Genomic DNA, 19,068 nt, shown 5'->3' on the forward strand with positions numbered 1-19,068 from the left:
TTCGGAGCGAAGCGACGTGACTCGTGTGGCTGTTGTTGGCGATAGTTTGAGTGCTTATGCTGTGGTCGCAGTTTTAACTAAGCTGGGTTATCATTGCGATTTGCTATGTTACCCAACAAAATCTAACTTTTACGGGCCTTCATTAGTACTCAACGATGTTAGCGAAACATTGCTTGCCGAGCTTTTCCCGGATGTGAATTTGGGTATTGACAGTCAACGTCTGACTCATCGTTGGGTGTGTTGGGGCACACAGCCAGTGCAGGTAGAACAGCCTGCATTGGCGATTAGATCCCACTCTTTACTAGAGTTACTACGAGAGTCCAAGGTCATGCAGCACACGCGTATGATTGATGCTAGTCAATTGACTGCTCAACAAATATCCCAGAAATATGCTTGGACAGTCTATACCAAACGCAAACAAGGTGCAATGCCAACTCTTGGAGAGCCTTGTCTGCAAAACGCTTCGCGTAGCTTGCTTCCACGTTCGCGCAGCGTCCCGCTCTTAAGTGGTACGCCAACGGCGGACGTAGCCATCGCTTTGTCGGAAAGTTCCCAATCTTTGGTTGGTGGTCAACGAGTCATAGTCACCGCTGAGGTACAAGACACGCCCAAATCTGCATATACCTGTTATATGGAGTCGCTGGCTGATGGTTGGTTATTTTATGCTCCAGTCACTGGCTCTGGCGCTATGCTTCAGGCATGTTTGCCGATAACTCCAGCCAATCCTCGACGGGCGTTATTAGAATGTTTGTATCAAAGCACTACAATCAGCACGTTTGTCAACGATTTGCAAAAGGTAAATTGTTTTTTTTCTGCCCCCCACTTGGAATGGCCTCTCTGCGGTTTAGGTTGGCTGATGGTGGGCGAACCTGCGATTAAGATCGATCCTGTAAGTGGAGAAGGTACGCCTTTTGCATTACGCAGTGCAATATTGGCAGGAGCGGTAATTGATGCAATTTTGAGCGATCGCATTCCTGATATATCTGCATTAAATCATTATCAAACTAGATTAACTCATTCATTCATTTCTCATTTGCGAGGGTGTATCCAGTTTTATCGAGAAGTGTTTAGCACAAATTTAGCATGGCAAGCTGAAATAAATCAGATGATTGATATTGCTGAGACTCTATTGACTCAGCTAGAACACCAGGCTGTTAATGTGTTGAACTATCGGTTGATTGATTTTGAGTTGCATATTGGGTGAAGGGGTGAATTTGTCGCTCAGTACTTTTCATTCAATCATAGCCAGATTATCAAGCATCTACTCAAGTAATGCGATCGCCATCGAGCAGGCGAATCCGTTGAGCATCGACAGCAACCCGTCCACTCTGATTGTTGTTTCCAAAGGTGATGAACGTGCCAATCGTATTCACAATGCCCAAAGAAAAAGATGTTTCGTCTCCTACCATATCCAAATCGGTAGCGTGGATGGTAATGTCTCCTGTGATAGAGTTGTTGCCAGATGTTGAGGACTGAATCCAAGCGCCATTGGCTAACCGCAAGCGATTGGTTTCGATGGTTTTAATAATATTAAAATTATTACCATTTTGGTTAACAATAGTGTTGGTAGTACCATCAGATGTTACTTGGGCGTTGGCACAGCCACTCCAAAGGAGTATCGCCGTTAGCATCATCCCTGGAGTTAATAACCCACTTATTAATATAAATAGAAAGGCTAGGACTCTCATCACCAACAACGTCCTTTATTGGATTTAAGGCTAGTGTTCCCTAAATAGTGTTATTGATAACATGATTACTGAGTAGCAAAATAGGATTTTTTCTCACACTATGCCCGAACAATAATCAAAGAACGCCCATTTTTTGTAGTTGTCATTTATGTTGTTAATCGCTCCTCTATGGGCAAAGCTTTGGCAAGTAAATCGAAAATCATTAACCAACCAAAATTTACCCGCAACCTTGCCAAATAGGAATCTAACTGTTCCAGGCCTGAGTCCATTGGCGGTAAATCGCATTGGCGATCGCTAATCCTCCCAAGGAGTCTATTTTACATAAACCCAGGTCGAGAACAAATTGGGGTAAATATAGCGGTGCGATCGCCCAAGTCCTTGAATTGCGTTATGAAGTTCCACTAGGGACTTTTGAGCAAATGACAGGACTGAGCCTCACTTTCCACGAAGGCGGTATGAAAATCGATCTCCCACCCCTGCGTCAATTCTTTAACCGACTACTGGCTGTACGAATTGATATGCAAAACGTCATTTTCCAGAGGTTTGAACTACTCTTGAAGCAGCAATCTATGAGATAGGGGTGGAAACACTTCGAGCAGAACGGTTTACTGTTGAGAACCAGGAAATCGTGTACACTCATACTGCCACTGGTAGCATAACAAACTATTTCTATATTGAAAGTTGAGGATGAGTACTACCATTGCTTATGCTGTCATTGATAGAATTCAAACAAGAGGAGAAAAAGGAAACTACAGTACACAGCGTGTAAGATTTAACTCTAACTCTTCTGCTTAATTGTTTGTTACATACTTATAAATTTTCTCTACGACTTACTTATGTAAACTGTATTGGTAACCAACTGATTACAATCTGACTTCTGAATTATTATTCAATTAGTTTGCAAATTTTAATTTAATGGACAGGTAGTTTAATAATAAACTCCATACCTTTACCTGGTTGGGAATAGTATGTGAGCTTGCCATGATGATTATTAGCCACAATTTGGTAAGCAATAGATAGACCAAGCCCTGTTCCTTTACCGACGGGTTTTGTTGTGTAAAAGGCATCAAATATTTTTGTTTCATCTCCTTTATTTATACCTGAGCCATTGTCAGCAATTCTTAAAATAACTTGCTCTCCAATTACCTCAGTTTTAATTTTAATCATACCAGGATGTTGATGCAATTTATCAACATCTTTACTTTTATGTGTTTCTTCGATTGCATCGATCGCATTACAAATTAAATTCATAAAAACTTGATTTATTTCACCAGGAAAACACTCCACAAGTGGCAAATTTCCATATTCTTTGATGACTTTTATGCCTGGGTGATGAGTATTTTGTTTCAATCGGTGTCCGAGAATGAGTAATGTACTTTCTAACCCTTCATGCAAGTTAGCTAGTTTCTTGCCAGCTTCCCTGTGTCGGGAAAAGTTATTCAAATATGACACAATTTCTGTAACGCGATTTGTCCCGACTTGCATAGATTGAATAATTTTAGATAAATCATCCAGCAAAAAGTTGATTTCGCTTTTTTGAATTGCGTTTTTAATTTCATCTGGTGGTTCGGGCAGATATTTTTGATAGAGATTCAGTAAATTAACTATCTCCTGTACATACTGTTCCACAAAACTTAAATTACCAGCTATAAAATTGATGGGATTATTAACTTCATGAGCAATTCCTGCTGTAAGTTGACCTAAAGTTGCTACCTTTTCTGCTTGAATCAGTTGAGTTTGAGTCTGTTGTAATTCGGCATTTTTAGCGATTAAGGTTTTCGTCAAATTTCTCAGCTTGAGATGATTTTCGATCCGTACTAAGACTTCTTCATGCTGAAAAGGTTTGGTAATGTAGTCTACAGCTCCTAATTGTAAACCTTTGATTTTATCAGCAGTTTCGGAGAGGGCTGTCATAAAAATGACCGGAATATCTTGGACACGAGGATTGCTTTTTAGCTGTTTACAGGTTTCAAAACCATCGATACCGGGCATCATTATATCCAGCAAGATTAAATCAGGTAAATCATCATTTTCTAATCGTTGAAGGGCTTTTTCTCCACTGCGTGCTGCCCAAACTTCAAAGCTAGACCGATCCAGAAAGCTGGATAAAACTTGTAAATTAGTAGGGTTATCGTCAACGACTAAAATAATTCCCCTAGAACAAGGGTAATTGATAGAATCTTTTTGATATCCAATAGTAGTTTTCATAGTCTTTCCACCGCATATTGAGTCAAGAAATTGAGGATTAAATCTTCATCAAATTGCCTTGCTAGTTGCCGTAGTTCGTTAGCAAATGGTGCAAAAGTTGTATCTGTTTGTTCCAATTGATCCGCCCACTTAAGAATGGCATTGAAATTACCTTTACTAGCTAGAGTGACTAGTTCCTGTAACACTTTGGGGGAAGGAGGAATTAATTGACTAGATTGACTATTCGCTGTCTTTGATTCTCGAACTTTTTGTACATCAGGCTGAGACTGCTTGTAAATCCATACCAAATTTAAGAGGCTTTTTAATTGATGGAATAATTCATCTGCTTGTACAGGTTTGCTGAGGAAGTGGTTACCTCCGGCTTGCAGACTGCGATGTTGATCGGCTTCAAAGACACTAGCCGAAGAGACGATAATTTTGACATCCTGAATTTCTGGAGTGTGGCGCAGGTGTTGAATTAATTCAAACCCGTCCATTTCTGGCATTAGCAAATCTGTAACGATCAAGTCTGGCTTGAGGGCGATCGCTTTTTCTAAACCTTCTTGACCATTACTGGCTTCAACGACATTAAAACCCAGTGGTTGCAGTAGGTTTGTAATCACTGTGCGATTCTCCCAGCGATCGTCAACCATCAAGATAGTGTAAGGGCTACCCTCAAAGCCAATGATTTGTTTCTCTGATGCAGCCATTGCAGACTCTACCCAGTCTGTCGCTTCGGGAATCTCCAATTCAAACCAGAAGCTACTCCCCTGGCCAATCTGACTCTTAAGATGGATCTCGCTACCCATCATCTGTACTAACTGTCGAGTAATAGCTAAACCTAGCCCAGTACCTTCAGCTTGGCGCTTTTTCTCTCCTACTTGTTCAAATGGCAAAAAAATTTGGCTCAATTCTGTGGGACTTATACCAATTCCCGTGTCTTTTACAGTAAAGCGAAGGCAATGTTTCAGTGTCTTTCCATCGCTGGGAGGTCGCTCGATTACTTCAACATTGAAAGTAACTTGACCTGCATCCGTAAATTTGATCGCATTTCCCAGCAGATTCAATAGTACCTGACGTAATCTTTTGACATCAACATGAATTGCTGTAGGCAAATTAATTGCAGGTTCATAGACAAACAAAATGCCCTTTTGTTTTACCCGAATCTGGCAGATTTCGACAATTCCTTGTAAAAAAGAGGGGAAATGCAGATCGTGGGGATGCAGTTCTAGCTTTTTCGCTTCAATTTTGGAGAGATCCAAAATGTCATTAATTAAAGTCAGCAGATGAGAGCCGCATTGTTCAATAATACTGACATGATATTGTTGTTGTTCAGCTAAAGCTGGGGAACGTAGCAAAATTTGGGCACAACCGAGAATGCCATTCAACGGCGTTCGCAGTTCATGACTCATGTTGGCTAAAAATTCGCTTTTAGCATGGTTGGCTGTATCAGCTGCTGCTTTAGACTTTTTCAGTTGAGTTTGTTCAAATGCTTGTACTTGCCACAACACAGTAATCATGGTGACTGTCAGTCCACCAACAATTAAGGCAATTAAATCGAGGAATTGCAATCGAGATTCGATATTTTGGCGGGGAATCACCAAAGCCACAGACCAATTAGCTTGTGTCAACGGCAGATAAGCTACATACTTTTGAGTGCCGTCAATTTCCATCAACTCAATTCCCTGTTGTTTGTTTACCATGTGGTGGGCGATCGCCTTTAAATTGCGATCGCCCATTTTCAGCAGACTGGGTGCAGGTTTTTCTACAGTTGACATTAACGCCGAGTTAGGGTGAACAATCGCCTGTCCTTGGGAATTGAGAGCAAAAGCATAGCTATTCGCGCCGTAACGCAGCGAATTGACTACCTCTGCAATGCGATCGACTCTCACATTGCCTTGAAAGACGCCGATTGGTGAACTACTGCGAACAGAATTTGACGAGATCGGGGTGGCGATCGCTATTAAAGGAATTCCTGTAGAACGGCTAATGAAGGGATCGGAAATGTTGCTATTTCCTGCAATTGCTTTTTGAAAATAGTCTCGATCCTGAATATTTTTATTTGCTCGACCAACTTTTGTATTGGAAAATGAACCATCTGGAGTAGCTATTTGGAAAAAGAAAAATTCATCATTGATCCGCTTAACTTGTGCCTTTAAATAGGGTTCTGCCACAGACCAGTTTAAGGAGCGTACAGTTGAAGTATTCGCCAGGGTTTGTACCTCTGCTTGGCGAACGTGTAACCACTCCTCAATTTCAGCAACCCCTCTCTGTACCTCTAAAAAAGCACTATGTCTTAAATCTTTGAGCATCAGATTTCTAGCAGCTTGATAGCTGAAATAAGCAGAGATGCTGACTACAAGAGTAGTGCCGCCAATAATAAATCGAATCAGTAAATTTTGCGAGGGATGATTTCCTCTGTCAGATACTGATAGGCTGGAGTTTTCTGGTATCAAGGGTTAGCTCCTTAATCACATGGTTCGGTAAGCAGAAATTCTAGGCTGTTTTTAGATTGCCCAATAAATTACCGATGCTCACAGCTTTTGGTAAAATAAACAATAAATTTATAGTAATGCCATGAATGATAAGTTTTGATCTCAAAATCTTCTTGATAATCAATTAAAATTCCACTTATTGCTTCTAATTCAGTGTTGTTAACAATTCGTAATTACGAATTATGGTATCCTCTGTGGTGGATTGCTGGGATTAAGAAGTGGGATGGTCGGTACAATAATTAGAGGCTTTGATTTTTCGCCTTGTAGTTGAATTTGCGCTTGGTTGCGAGCGTCTATTGCTTGTTGGTAATTAGGCTTATATTTGATTGCTTGGTTATAAGAAGCGATCGCATCTTGATAGCGTTTCAAATTTAAGAGGGCATTGCCTCTACTATACCAGCTTTCATAATTGTCTGGTTTATAACGAACTGCTTTATTATAAGATGCGATCGCCTCTTCATATTTTTGCAAATTGTATTGCGAATTTCCCAAGTTATACCAGAGTTGATAATCGCCTCGCTTAATATTTGCTGCTTTATTATAAGATTCTATTGCGGCTTCATAGCGTTGGCTTTGATGCAGCGACCAGCCCATATTATACCATGCTTGATAGTTACTGGGATTGTATTTAATTACTTGATTAAAAGATTCAATCGCTTCTGGATAACGTTGTAAATTCATGAGTATATTACCTCTAGATAACCAAGCTTGATAAAAATCTCGCTTGTATTGCACCGCTTTATCGTAAGCTGTAAATGCATCTCGGTAACGTTGCAAATTGACTAGAGCATTTCCTTGATTATACCAAGCTGACACGTAATCTGGCTTTAAATCAACGACTTTTTGATACGCAGCGATCGCTTCTTCATAGCGTTTGGAATTTTGTAAAGCTAATCCTTTTTTGTACCATGCTTCAAAATCATCTGGTTGAAATTCAATGGCTTTTTCATAAGCTTTAATTGCTTCGTCATATTGGTTTAAATTACTTAAAGCTTCTCCTTTAGCATTCCAAACTTCGCCATTTTGATTATTTAATTCTAAGGCTTTGTTAAAAGAAGCGATCGCTTCTTGATATCGCTGTAATTTTCCCAAGACAAAGCCTCGTCCAATCCAAGCTTCTAAATAATCTGGCTTAATTTGAATTGCTTTGTCATATGCTGCAAGAGCGTCTTTATATTTTTTCAATTCATAAAGCGTTTTACCTTGACCATTCCAGCCTTGAGGATAATCTGGTCTAATATTAACTGCTTTTTCATATACTGCTAATGCTTCTTGATAACGTTGCAAATCAAAAAACGTATTTCCTTGTTTAGATAATTCTATGGCGTTATTAGAATTAACGTGATTGAAAATAAATATTGATACTACTCCACTGACCCCAATAAAAAATATTACCAATAAAATTTTACCTAATATGCCTTTTTTCGGTGGAGAATTTTTGATCTGATTTGGTGAGGAAATAGGAGTCAACGCTATTGTTTGAGCCGGTGGTTGGGTTAACTCTTTTAGCGCTCTTAATGCCACCGTTGCCGAAGGGTAACGTTGCCGAAAATCATAACAGACCATTCTATCTAAAAATTGAGCAAATTCTGGTGTAACTGTGGTTTTATTCTGCCAGATAATCTCATTCGTATCAGCATCTTTGACTATTTCTTCCGCAGATAATCCGGTCAGGGCTTGAATAGCAATTATCCCTGTAGCATAGATATCACTGCTTAATTTGGGTGTACCATGAGCCTGTTCGCTTGGAATATATCCAGGTGTACCTATAGCAACAGTACCTTGACTTACACCTTGGGGAGTAATAACTTGGGTAGCAATTTGTTTAACTGCACCAAAATCAATTAAGATTAATTTGCCATCAGCAGCACGCCTAAGAATATTTCGGGGATTGACATCACGGTGAATTACATTCTGTTGATGGACAAATTCTAAGATTGTCAAAATTTCTTGTAGAAGTGAAATCACCTCGTCTTGACTCCAGGTTTTCCCAAGTGTTAATTCTTCACTTAGGTCATGACCTTCGATTAATTCCTGTACGAGATAAAATTCGGCATTTTCTTCAAAGTAAGCTAAAAGTTGGGGAATACAATCGTGAGTACCCAGTTTATACAAAACTTGAGCTTCTGTATCAAATAAACGCCTTGCTGTTTCTAAAGTTACTGGGTCATTTGCTTGAGGCTTGAGTTTTTTGACCACACATTGAGGAGAACCAGGTAATTGAGTATCATAAGCAACAAAAGTTTCACCAAAACCCCCACCTCCCAAGTTACTAATAATTTGGTATCTTCCAACAAGCGTATTTCCCAGCATCTCGTTTGCCTAGTGTAAGTGCGATGCGATCTGATTTCAATCTTGCCACAGGTTAAGGGAAACTGAGGGAGTAGGGAGCAAGCCTTGTTTAGCATTTCTGAATTACGAATTACGAACTTGTACTGAGCGTCTTGCTCTGAGTTTCGACTACGCTCAACTACCGCGAAGCCCAAGGGAGCCGAAGTATTATGAATTACGAATTAGTATGATTCCTATTAGTGATAACATTCGTTGTTGGAATAAGCCGATTATTAATTACTGGCTAATCGGCATTAATATTGCTGTATTCTTATGGGAATTGAAACTAGAATTTACTGAAGAATTGGGCTACTTTGTCAATAGTTGGGGTGTAATTCCAGCCCAGATTAGTGGAGCTATTACAAATGCTATTTTCTTTAATTCGGCTGCTTGGATAGTTGTCTTTTGGCGAATATTTTCCCTAATTTTTGCAGTATTTTTGCACGGAAGTTTTAGTCAAATCTTGGGAAATCTTCTATTTTTATGGGTTTTTGGGAAGACTGTAGAAAATATTCTGGGACATAGACGCTATCTCGTATTGTATCTGGCGGGTGGTGTTGTGACTGGGGCGATCCAAATTTTAGCTGAACCGAGTTTGACTGTACCTTTGATTGGAGCAAATGGGGCGATCGCTGCTATTTTAGGAGCGTATATTATTAAGTTTCCTAAAGCAAAAATTGACAGTATTTTGCCACTCATAATTGTGTATGTTCCTATGGAACTCCCAGCCTTTTTTTATGTCTTTTGGTGGTTTGCCCAACAGCTATTTTATGGTATTGGAAGTTTGAATATCCCCCCATTTGGTGTAAATCAATCTGGTGTTGTCTACTTGAGTCAGGTTGTAGGATTATTGATTGGTGCTGGTTTCATGCGATTTAGAAGGATTTTATAGATAAACAAACAGATACCCAACTTATTAGACAATTTGGGGATATTAGCCTTGGGATTTTCGAGTATTTTAAAATTTTTAATTGTTTATGCGCCTTTTGATAGATTGTATTTCTTAACTGAAAAATTCATACTCATAAAACTAGGGGATGCCAAACTTGAAGAGTAGGCATTGTTTAGTTATGAGTGCTGTGCAAGATGCCAACTGTTGATATGATTCATAGGCAAAAAGTTAAAGCCGAAAGTCTCGCAGAAGAATTGAATCCAACTTTCACCATACACTTACCGCTTTTGATCGCAAATGAACAGATAGGGAATCAGGAAAATGAGTCTTTAGTGGATGAGCTTGATACATCATTTCTCAAGGAAACTAAAATTCTAGTGGTGGACGATGAACCAGATATCCGCGACTTAGTGACCTTTATTTTGCAAGAGTATGATGTAGATGTCACCACCGTCACATCAGCGCAAGAAGCACTAAAAGCACTATCTGAGTCCATCCCAGATGTTTTAATCAGCGATATTGGAATGCCAAAGACAGATGGTTATATGCTGATGCGTGAAGTGAGAAAACGATCGCCTCAAGCAGGTGGATGCGTACCAGCGATCGCGCTGACGGCTTATGCTGGGGAAATCAATCAGCAGCAAGCACTAGCAGCAGGGTTTCAAATGCATATAGCTAAACCAATAGAACCAGATGCATTAATCAAGGCGATCGCTGATTTAATTAACTTAAGTTGATAAAGTTCCAGGTCAATGCAACAAAGATGCAGGTCGATGCAACAAAGATGCAGGTCGATACAACAAAGATACAGGTCGATGCAACAAAGATGCAGGTCGATGCAACAAAGATGCAGGTCGATGCAACAAAGATGCGGGTCGATGCATTAAAGGTGCAGCGGCTGCGTAGCTGGACAAAAATTATTTATCGTTATTCCCAACGAAGTATTACCCAAGTTCACAACACTACTTATGGCAGTGGTTATTTTTTTGATAATCGCTATAAAATCACTATTAAAGTTCTTCTAGATATAACAATTTCAGTCTTGAACCGGAGTAAGTTTTCTGAGCTATGGAAAGCAATCTGCCATTTGGATGGGAATGAGTGAACAACATAATCCTGACTCGCTGTCAGATGACTCTCAGCAATTAACTGAATTGGCTGATGCTGTAACCAATAAATCAGTCGATAATTCCTGGACAAACCGCATTGCTGGTGTCTGGAACAACGCAACAACACGTTTGACGCAACTTTTACCCGTAGAACAACTGGCACAGACAGTTATTGATTGGTTTAGTGTAAGCGAGGCTCAAGTTGCTGAGATTTTAGAGAGAGTTCGAGCCGAACTACCAACCACAGAAGCCCTGTTAATTGGTAAACCCCAAGCCGGAAAAAGCTCAATTATCCGGGGATTGACGGGAGTTTCTGCGGAAATTATCGGTCAAGGATTTCGTCCGCACACCCAACACACCCAGCGCTATGCCTATCCTTCCAATGACCTGCCATTACTGGTTTTTACTGATACCGTGGGGTTGGGTGATGTTAATCAGGATACTCAAGCCATCATTCAAGAGTTAGTTGGCGATTTACAACAAGAAACTCGTTCCGCCAGAATATTACTTTTGACCGTCAAAATTAATGATTTTGCAACTGACACCCTGCGACAAATTACTCAAAAGCTGCGCCAGAAGTATCCAGATATTCCCTGTTTGCTAGCCGTTACTTGTTTGCATGAGGTTTATCCTCTCGATACTGTCGATCATCCCGTCTATCCGCCAGACTTTGAGGAAGTCAACCGTGCATTAACTGCGATACAAGAAGCTTTTGCTGGAGTCTTTGATCGCTCTGTAATCATTGACTTTACCTTAGAAGAAGATGGCTATAACCCAGTCTTTTATGGCTTAGAAGCTCTAAGAGATTCTTTAGCAGAACTACTCCCACAAGCAGAAGCCCAAGCAATTTATCAGTTATTGGATCGAGAAGAAGTTAGTAAGCAAATTGGTAACCTCTACCGTGATACAGCACGGCGTTATATTTTACCATTTGCGATTATGTCTGCAACCCTGGCCGCTGTGCCGCTGCCATTTGCCACAATGCCCGTGTTAACAGCTCTGCAAGTTTCGATGGTAGGTATTTTAGGAAAATTATATGGGCAAACAGTTACTCCATCCCAGGCAGGGGGTGTTGTAAGTGCGATCGCTGGTGGTTTTTTAGCACAGGCCATTGCACGGGAATTAATCAAATTTATACCAGGATTTGGGAGTGCGATCGCGGCATCTTGGGCAGCCGCCTATACCTGGGCGCTAGGGGAAGCAGCCTGTGTTTACTTTGGTGATTTAATGGGTGGCAAGAAACCCGATCCCCAGAGAATTCAGTTGGTAATGCAAGAAGCTTTTCAGGGCGCACAAGAACGGTTTAAGGGAATTAAACTTTAAGATTTGGTTTTGGGAAAAGGTTACTGGGTTTGGGTTAAAGCTTTTTTCTTTCCCTGTTTCCCCACCCCTTATCCCCAAAACCCGACAAGTATTGCGTTATGTGCGATCGCTAATTAAGATTAAACAACCACAAAATTGTGTGCGGTTAGTGATAAGCCTGTAGATAGCTGTGCAAATTGTACCTGACTAAATACACCTGCGCTGCCATCCCGGTCAAAGAATAATGCACCTGTAGTTGAGTTATAGATAAATCGCTGAGCGCTAGTGTTTGCATATGCTCCGATTCTAAACTGACTAACTGAAAGTGAACCTATGGATAACCCGCCACCAAAACCAGCAGCTGATACCTGAATCACTTCATTAGTGGCCTTAAAATCATCCAGTCTATCAACCCCTTCATTGAAACTATTGAAAGCAAAGGTGTCAGTACCAGTTCCTCCAATTAGACTATCATTACCGTAGCCACCTGTGAGGATATCATTTCCATTACCACCAGAGATGGTGTCATTGCCATTGCCACCGTTGAGGGTGTTATTACCAGAGGCGCCAGAGGCACAGAGATAATCATTGCCATCACCCCCATAGAGTAAGTTCTTGCCTGTTGAAAAATCAACAATCAAGCGATCGCTACCTGCCCCACCATTGAGAGTATTATTGCCTGATGTAACACTGTAGGTTCCGTCGTACTCATTGTAGTTGTAGCCAGATGCAGAGAGATAATCATTGCCATTGCCTCCATCCAACAGGTTATTACCTGATGAATAGTCAATATTCAACGTATCATTGCCGGCACCACCGTTAAGGGTGTTATTGCCTGATGTGACATAATAAGAACTTCCGCTATAGCCGTAGTCGTAACCAGAGGCTGTGAGAGAATCATTCCCATCACCGCCATTAAGTAAGTTGTCGCTTGTGGAAAAATCAACTTTTAAGGTATCCTTACCTGCGCCGCCATTTAGAGTATTCTTACCAGAAGCGAAAAATTCTCCTCCGTAGTAATCAAGGTAGCCAGATGCAGAGAGAAAATCATTGCCATCGCCACCATTGAGTAGGTTATTGCCTCTTGAACCGTCAACATTCAAGGTATCGTCACCAGTACCACCATTGAGGGTATTATTGCCTAAGGAGCGATCTATACCATATCTAGTGATGTTGCTGGAAGCAAATAGATAATCATTTCCATCGCCACCATCAAGTAGATTATGGCCACCTGAAGCGCTAACATTTAGTGTATCATTACCAAGACCTCCATCGAGTAAGTTATTACCTGTTGAATAATTAGCATTCAAGTAATCATTATCAGCACCACCGTTAAGGGTGTTATTACCTGATGCGCCAATGGTTGAGTAATATTGGAAGCCAGACACAGAGAGAAAATCATTGCCATCGCCACCATCCAGCAAGTTATTGCCTGATGAGTAATCAGCATTCAATTTATCATTACCACCGCCACCGATGAGGGTGTTGTTCCCTAAAGCGCCAATATTCAAGTAGTAGTATTCGCTACTGACACTGAGAAAGTCATTGCCATCGCCACCATCCAGCAAATTATCGCCTGATGAATAATCAGCATTCAACTTATCGTCACCAGCACCACCCTGAAGGGTGTTATTCCCAGAAGAATAGACAACATCTCCTGTATCGTTGGATGTCCGGAAGCCAGAGGCAGAGAGAAAATCAATGCCATCGCCACCATCTAGCAGGTTATTCCCTTCTGAATAGTTATCATCACTAATACCACCAAGGGTGTTATTCCTCGTACCAGCAATGAGAGTATCATTGCCTACACCACCAATGAGGGTATCATTTCCTGTACCACCCCTCAAAAGGTCGTCACCACTTAACCCGTCGATTTTGTCATTACCCCCCTGACCATTCACTACATCATTTGAGTCGTCTAAAGCCGTAATGTTGTTATCCAGGTCATTGAGGAAGGTTACCGTATTCTTGATGCCGATGCTTGTATCTGTAGAGTTGGCATCGAGAACATTAAAGCTGTCGGTGATACTAGTTTGTCCATCAAACAGAATATTACCAATGGCCGACATTGCACCAGAAGCTTTCAGGTTCTCCAAGTCTTCTAATTTGAAGTTTTTCAGGATGATTTTGGCATCATCTACTCCTTCAAAAGTGATTTCCAAATTTGTACCATTCTGTGTCAGCAGCAGATTTCGTGCAGTAAATCCAGCACCAACGAATTTGATGACATCAACTTCGGCAATGACTCCTGCTGTCGGATTTCTACCTTTACCTACACCACCGAAATCGGTGATGGTATCAGTACCGTCACTCAAGTCACTGTTGTAAACAAATTTATCTTTGCCACCACCACCAGTTAAGGTATCGTTACCCTGCTTACCTGTAATGATATCGTTACCGGCTTTACCGTTAATTGTGTCCGCATTGTCAGTGCCCACTAAGGTATCATTCTCGTTGCTTCCAATGATATCTACCATTACTTTTTCCTCTGTGAATTGATTTTCTCAGTAAATTAAGTTCTAAAGTTACTTAGGACTTACGCAAGTCTCATATTTTTTCGTCAAGGTTATCCAGAGTGAAGAGTTAAATGGCACTCTTGTAAAGTTGAAACCCTTGCGCTTGCCTGGGTGTAACGGTATAAGTCGGTAAGAGTACAAGTGAAAGCACTAAGCTGATGCGCGTCTAAAAGTATATAAAGACTCTTGATGGTCTTTGACTGTTAACTGTTGACGGTTGACGGTTAACAGTTAACAGTCATCAGGTAAATGTACAAATTAAATGCGTAACAGCTTACCTCGTGAAATCGAGATTTGAGCGAGTCAATATATGTTAGGATTTTCCACACCTACATACTCCTACACTCTCTGTCAAGAGTTATATTAAGGAAGGATCTGTGCGTGAGTATGCGTGCCATTCGCATCAAGAGTCAAAAAACTCTAGACTCTTGACCAGTATCAGAGAAGATAGATTTGGCAGTTGCCTAAGTCCTGTTAGTTTTAGTGTCTTTTGAGTACACAAATATTAGCCAAGACTGAGGCTTTCAACATAATTTAATGTCACCCTTGAGAGTTAGGATTTTTTCCGTAGATTCTCACTTTGATTGGCTTGCAAATATTACTTACCCAACTTATTGGACTCTCTAAATCTTAAGCACTGTAGACAAATTCATTGGTGTGTGGATTCACAAAAATAAGTAGTCTCAGGCTTATTTTATTTATCCTTGGTCAGTAACAACGGCAAGCATTTACCGTAAGCATCGCTGAAAAAGAATTGAAAAATTAAGCTTGAACACCTGAAACCCAAAGCCAATAATTTGGTCGATTTGTCAATGCGTAAATTTTACCAGCTTCAAAATAGAAAACACTTAGTAGGGCATAGAAGTATAAATTTTATACCTTTATTGCCGACTATCACCCGCAGGTGTTTAGCTTTAAAAATAGGGAACATTTGAATAACCTGTTAATAACAAAATAGCGAATATTTACTTAAATGTCTATACTTAGACAAATATTTTTTCCTAGTTATTTGCTAAGTGATGTCTATATAAATACTTAGATTTGTAGATTGTTTATATTTTGATAGTCTAGCTATATGCAGAAAGCCTCAGCCTGATGCATCAGGCTCATTAGAATAAAATTAGTAGTGACTAGTAGTCTACCAACCCAAAAATGCGCTTGTGAGGACTGGGGAAAGGGAAAAGGGAAAAGGGTAAGAGATTTAAACCCTTTCCCCCTGCCCCTTATCCCCACTTCGTGGGGGCCCCACCTTCCCCTTTTCCCGACTTCTGCAAGAAGTCTACTGAGGTATGGTGTCTAAACGAGAATCCCTAGAAATTGCAAAATTACAAACGCAGACATGATCCGACTTAGCGAAAAACAATTGCAAATCATCTGTACCCATGCCGAAAGTATCTACCCAGAGGAATGTTGTGGTATAATTTTTGGCCATCTGGGTAGTGATGGCAAAATCACAGTGGAAGTCATGCCAACAGAAAATGTCTGGAATACTGAAGCAGCAGCTGAGTTTTCTGGCGATGTCTCACGACAAGCTGCTTCTCTACGAGAGGCTACGCCAACGCGTCTACGTACAGCAGAAAGTAAAAAGCGGCAATATGCGATCGCTCCGGAAGTGATGTTACAAGCACAAAAGCAAGCACGGGAGCGTTCATTGAACATTATCGGCATTTTTCACTCCCACCCAGATCATCCGGCTATACCCTCAGAATGCGATCGCCTATACGCTTGGCCAGGATACTCGTATATAATAGTTTCCGTCCAAAACGGTAAAGCCGGAGAACTCCAAAGCTGGAGCCTTGATGATAGTCATCAGTTCCAAGCAGAGGCAATTGAGAATATAATTTAACAGCTTAATTTCAAGACAGATATCATTTTTCGATAGGATTAATATTCTCGCTCTTCCACATCTTAACTGCTATGCTTAATCCCAATCTGGATGAAATCCAGTTGACCAAAGACGATTACGAACGCTACTCCCGACATCTGATTTTGCCGGAAGTGGGACTAGAAGGACAAAAGCGCCTGAAAGCCGCCAGTGTACTGTGTATCGGTACTGGTGGATTAGGTTCGCCATTACTTTTATATCTAGCGGCGGCGGGTATTGGACGCATTGGGATTGTCGATTTCGATATTGTTGATACTTCCAATCTGCAACGCCAAGTGATTCACGGTACATCTTGGGTGGGTAAACCGAAGATTGAATCTGCAAAAAACCGCATTCATGAGATTAACCCCTATTGTCAGGTTGATTTATACGAAACTCGCCTGAGTTCCGAAAATGCCCTAGAAATCCTTCAACCTTACGATATCGTGGTGGATGGCACAGATAATTTCCCCACGAGATATCTAGTTAACGATGCTTGCGTATTGTTAAACAAACCCAACGTCTACGGTTCGATTTTCCGCTTTGAAGGGCAAGCTACTGTATTTAACTACGAAGGTGGACCGAATTATCGTGACCTGTTCCCAGAACCACCACCACCAGGAATGGTTCCCTCTTGTGCAGAAGGTGGCGTATTGGGAATTTTGCCAGGAATTATTGGTTTAATTCAAGCCACGGAAACTGTCAAAATCATTATGAGACAGGGTAATACGCTAAGCGGACGGTTGTTGTTATACGACGCCTTAGCAATGAAATTCCGAGAGTTGAAATTGCGTCCTAATCCCATTCGTCCAGTCATTGAAAAGCTGATAGACTACGAACAGTTCTGCGGAATTCCCCAAGCTAAGGCAGAGGAGGCGAAACAGCAGATGGAAATTCAAGAAATGACGGTTAAGGATTTGAAGGAATTGCTAGATAGTGGTGCGAAAGATTTTGTGCTGCTAGATGTCCGCAACCCGAACGAGTACGAGATTGCGAAAATTCCTGGTTCAGTTTTGGTGCCCTTACCAGAGATTGAAAACGGTGATGGCGTTGCTAAAGTGAAGCAAATATTGAACGGTCATCACTTAATTGCTCATTGTAAAATGGGCGGGCGATCGGCAAAAGCCCTGGCTATCCTCAAAGAAGCCGGGATTGTCGGAACAAATGTCAAAGGTGGAATTACCGCTTGGAGTCGGGAAATCGATTCCTCAGTTCCGGAGTATTAAAGGAGATAGGGAGATAAGGAGATGAGGCGATGGGGAGATAGGGAAAGAAATTTACCCAATCACCCTATCAACCCAACCCTCCCACACTCCCCACCCCCTCCTCTCTTCTTAAGCTGATGCGCGTCTAAAGTATATAAACACTCTTGATGCTTGTTGACTGTTGACTGATGACTGTTGACGGTTAACGGTTAACAGTCATCAGTCATCAGGTAAATGTACAAATTAAATGCGTAACAGCTTATGACTACTTCAAATTCTTCTTTAAATATCTTATGGGTGCAAGTTTGGGTGTTGGCAGCCGTGCAGGGCGCCATTACCCTGACTTGGTTAATTTATAATGCATATTTGCCCCAACTTTTGACTCAGTTTGGTTTTCCTGCGTCCTTGGCTGTTGGTTTATTGCTAGTAGAAAATGCCTTGAGTGCGGTGTTGGAACCAGTGATGGGAGGACTTTCGGATCAATCTAGGCGCTGGGTAGGAACTCGTTTTCCTTTCATTTCAGTAGGTGTTATTCTGGCATCGGCTTTGTTTATTGCCATACCATGTGTTGTGAGTTTTATTCCACCTACTATGGTAGGGCGATCGCTCTTGCCTATAGTATTAATAGCCTGGGCATTAGCGATGACAATCTTTCGCTCCCCAGCTATGTGTCTGTTGGGAATGTATTCTACACCCGCTCAGTTACCATTGGCAGTCAGTTTTGTGACTTTGGCAGGAGGATTGATTGGCGCTTTTAGACCGATCGCTAATAAGTATATTCTCAGTTTAGGGCCAGTTTTGACCTTTGCCATCGGTTCTTTTGTTTTGTTGGGGGCAGTGGCTGTGTTGCGGTTAGTCAATCCGCCAGAAACACCGGTTGAGCCACACAATGCAGAGATAGTAGAGTTTCCTTTACAGCAATTGGCTTTGATTTTAGGAACTGGTTGTGGTGTAGCGTGGGGTATCCGTTTTTTGATGGATGTCTTGGGTAAAGTACTCAAAGCCCAACTTAATACTGATAATATTGATATGCAGATGGTAGGCATTGGAATAGCGATCGCTCTCGCTAGCATCCCAGCTGGAATGTTCGGCGTCAAAATCGGTAATCGTCAAGCGATGCTTTGTGGGATCTGTGCAATCATTCCCTCATTACTGATAATGATATCTGTGGGCGCACAAATTCCCATAATTGTGCTAATCATTGCTGGCTTTAGTTTAATTGTCAACGGCGCAGTTCCTTTTGCTTTAGGAATGGTACCCCAAAGGTGGGCAGGATTAGGAATTGGTATGTATTTTGGTGGATTCGCTTTGGCGATGAGTTTGTTTGGCATTATATTTCCGCAGATGCAAACGATAACACCTTTTGTTGGTGCAGTTGGCAGTGGATTGGCTTTTTTCCTAGCTGGTGTTTGCATTGGGGTGAGTGGCATTTCGGAAACGCAAACGAACGCAGAGGTTTAACGCAAAGTACGCAAAGTT

General features: G+C 41.2%; 15 protein-coding genes. 9 read left to right on the plus strand and 6 right to left on the minus strand.

Annotation, left to right across the window (positions count from 1 at the left end):
- Window positions 1-16 precede the first annotated feature (16 nt).
- Window positions 17-1,204, plus strand: coding sequence for an NAD(P)/FAD-dependent oxidoreductase (locus tag ACFG4S_RS08945; RefSeq protein WP_392534459.1), 1,188 nt, complete (start codon window positions 17-19; stop codon window positions 1,202-1,204).
- Between the two features lie 61 nt (window positions 1,205-1,265).
- Here the strand turns inward: ACFG4S_RS08945 and ACFG4S_RS08950 are convergent, their stop codons facing one another.
- Entirely contained in the window at window positions 1,266-1,688 is a 423-nt protein-coding gene (locus tag ACFG4S_RS08950) for a hypothetical protein (RefSeq protein ID WP_392534460.1), read from the minus strand.
- 148 nt (window positions 1,689-1,836) lie between these two features.
- Between ACFG4S_RS08950 and ACFG4S_RS08955 the strand changes: the two genes are divergently transcribed.
- The gene (locus ACFG4S_RS08955; RefSeq protein ID WP_392534461.1) at window positions 1,837-1,986 is read left to right on the plus strand and encodes a hypothetical protein; all 150 of its coding nucleotides are present in this window, start codon (window positions 1,837-1,839) and stop codon (window positions 1,984-1,986) included.
- Entirely contained in the window at window positions 1,973-2,266 is a 294-nt protein-coding gene (locus ACFG4S_RS08960) for a strawberry notch C-terminal domain-containing protein (RefSeq protein ID WP_392534462.1), read from the plus strand. Before ACFG4S_RS08955 ends, ACFG4S_RS08960 begins: the two co-directional genes overlap by 14 nt.
- A gap of 334 nt (window positions 2,267-2,600) precedes the next feature.
- Here ACFG4S_RS08960 and ACFG4S_RS08965 read toward each other — a convergent pair whose 3' ends face one another.
- From ACFG4S_RS08965 to ACFG4S_RS08975, 3 genes are all read right to left on the minus strand, one after another.
- A complete protein-coding gene (locus tag ACFG4S_RS08965) occupies window positions 2,601-3,896 on the minus strand; it encodes a response regulator (RefSeq protein WP_392534463.1) in 1,296 nt (431 codons plus the stop codon).
- Entirely contained in the window at window positions 3,893-6,331 is a 2,439-nt protein-coding gene (locus ACFG4S_RS08970; RefSeq protein WP_392534464.1) for an ATP-binding protein, read from the minus strand. Before ACFG4S_RS08970 ends, ACFG4S_RS08965 begins: the two co-directional genes overlap by 4 nt.
- A gap of 219 nt (window positions 6,332-6,550) precedes the next feature.
- Window positions 6,551-8,683 (minus strand): tetratricopeptide repeat protein, encoded by a 2,133-nt coding sequence (locus ACFG4S_RS08975; RefSeq protein WP_392534465.1) that lies wholly within the window; start codon window positions 8,681-8,683, stop codon window positions 6,551-6,553.
- A gap of 205 nt (window positions 8,684-8,888) precedes the next feature.
- Between ACFG4S_RS08975 and ACFG4S_RS08980 the strand changes: the two genes are divergently transcribed.
- Both ACFG4S_RS08980 and ACFG4S_RS08985 read left to right on the plus strand, forming a co-directional pair.
- Window positions 8,889-9,593: a rhomboid family intramembrane serine protease gene (locus ACFG4S_RS08980; RefSeq protein ID WP_392534466.1), complete on the plus strand. Its 705-nt coding sequence runs from the start codon at window positions 8,889-8,891 to the stop codon at window positions 9,591-9,593.
- A 194-nt stretch (window positions 9,594-9,787) separates the two neighbouring features.
- On the plus strand, window positions 9,788-10,330 hold the full coding sequence (locus ACFG4S_RS08985; RefSeq protein WP_392534467.1) for a response regulator: 543 nt from the start codon (window positions 9,788-9,790) through the stop codon (window positions 10,328-10,330).
- 12 nt (window positions 10,331-10,342) lie between these two features.
- On the opposite strand, the gene ACFG4S_RS08990 is transcribed toward ACFG4S_RS08985, so the two are convergent.
- Complete coding sequence (locus ACFG4S_RS08990; protein WP_392534468.1) at window positions 10,343-10,507, minus strand: hypothetical protein; 165 nt, start codon at window positions 10,505-10,507, stop codon at window positions 10,343-10,345.
- Window positions 10,508-10,690: 183 nt separating this feature from the next.
- Between ACFG4S_RS08990 and ACFG4S_RS08995 the strand changes: the two genes are divergently transcribed.
- Window positions 10,691-12,025 carry a GTPase family protein gene (locus ACFG4S_RS08995; protein WP_392534469.1) on the plus strand — a complete coding sequence of 445 codons (1,335 nt, stop codon included), beginning with the start codon at window positions 10,691-10,693 and terminating at the stop codon, window positions 12,023-12,025.
- A 119-nt stretch (window positions 12,026-12,144) separates the two neighbouring features.
- Here the strand turns inward: ACFG4S_RS08995 and ACFG4S_RS09000 are convergent, their stop codons facing one another.
- Window positions 12,145-14,481, minus strand: a complete 2,337-nt coding sequence (locus ACFG4S_RS09000; protein WP_392534470.1) for a beta strand repeat-containing protein — start codon at window positions 14,479-14,481, stop codon at window positions 12,145-12,147.
- Between the two features lie 1,378 nt (window positions 14,482-15,859).
- On the opposite strand from ACFG4S_RS09000, the gene ACFG4S_RS09005 reads away from it, so the two are divergent.
- The 3 genes from ACFG4S_RS09005 (at window position 15,860) to ACFG4S_RS09015 (ending at window position 19,050) form a co-directional block, all read left to right on the plus strand.
- Window positions 15,860-16,366, plus strand: a complete 507-nt coding sequence (locus tag ACFG4S_RS09005; RefSeq protein WP_392534471.1) for a Mov34/MPN/PAD-1 family protein — start codon at window positions 15,860-15,862, stop codon at window positions 16,364-16,366.
- 71 nt (window positions 16,367-16,437) lie between these two features.
- Window positions 16,438-17,610, plus strand: coding sequence for a molybdopterin-synthase adenylyltransferase MoeB (moeB, locus tag ACFG4S_RS09010; protein ID WP_392534472.1), 1,173 nt, complete (start codon window positions 16,438-16,440; stop codon window positions 17,608-17,610).
- Window positions 17,611-17,850: 240 nt separating this feature from the next.
- Window positions 17,851-19,050 carry an MFS transporter gene (locus ACFG4S_RS09015; RefSeq protein WP_392534473.1) on the plus strand — a complete coding sequence of 400 codons (1,200 nt, stop codon included), beginning with the start codon at window positions 17,851-17,853 and terminating at the stop codon, window positions 19,048-19,050.
- The last annotated feature ends 18 nt before the right edge of the window (window positions 19,051-19,068 follow it).

This window comes from Nostoc sp. C117, from assembly GCF_043099735.1.
Taxonomy (GTDB): Bacteria; Cyanobacteriota; Cyanobacteriia; order Cyanobacteriales; family Nostocaceae; genus Nostoc.

Bases quoted from the DNA above. Each gene is read 5' to 3' on its own strand.
- ACFG4S_RS08950 (WP_392534460.1), bottom strand. From the start codon at position 1,688: ATGAGAGTCCTAGCCTTTCTATTTATATTAATAAGTGGGTTATTAACT.
- ACFG4S_RS08955 (WP_392534461.1), top strand. From the start codon at position 1,837: ATGTTGTTAATCGCTCCTCTATGGGCAAAGCTTTGGCAAGTAAATCGA.
- ACFG4S_RS08965 (WP_392534463.1), bottom strand. From the start codon at position 3,896: ATGAAAACTACTATTGGATATCAAAAAGATTCTATCAATTACCCTTGT.
- ACFG4S_RS08975 (WP_392534465.1), bottom strand. From the start codon at position 8,683: ATGCTGGGAAATACGCTTGTTGGAAGATACCAAATTATTAGTAACTTG.
- ACFG4S_RS08980 (WP_392534466.1), top strand. From the start codon at position 8,889: ATGATTCCTATTAGTGATAACATTCGTTGTTGGAATAAGCCGATTATT.
- ACFG4S_RS08985 (WP_392534467.1), top strand. From the start codon at position 9,788: ATGCCAACTGTTGATATGATTCATAGGCAAAAAGTTAAAGCCGAAAGT.
- ACFG4S_RS08995 (WP_392534469.1), top strand. From the start codon at position 10,691: ATGAGTGAACAACATAATCCTGACTCGCTGTCAGATGACTCTCAGCAA.
- ACFG4S_RS09000 (WP_392534470.1), bottom strand. From the start codon at position 14,481: ATGGTAGATATCATTGGAAGCAACGAGAATGATACCTTAGTGGGCACT.
- ACFG4S_RS09005 (WP_392534471.1), top strand. From the start codon at position 15,860: ATGATCCGACTTAGCGAAAAACAATTGCAAATCATCTGTACCCATGCC.
- moeB (WP_392534472.1), top strand. From the start codon at position 16,438: ATGCTTAATCCCAATCTGGATGAAATCCAGTTGACCAAAGACGATTAC.
- ACFG4S_RS09015 (WP_392534473.1), top strand. From the start codon at position 17,851: ATGACTACTTCAAATTCTTCTTTAAATATCTTATGGGTGCAAGTTTGG.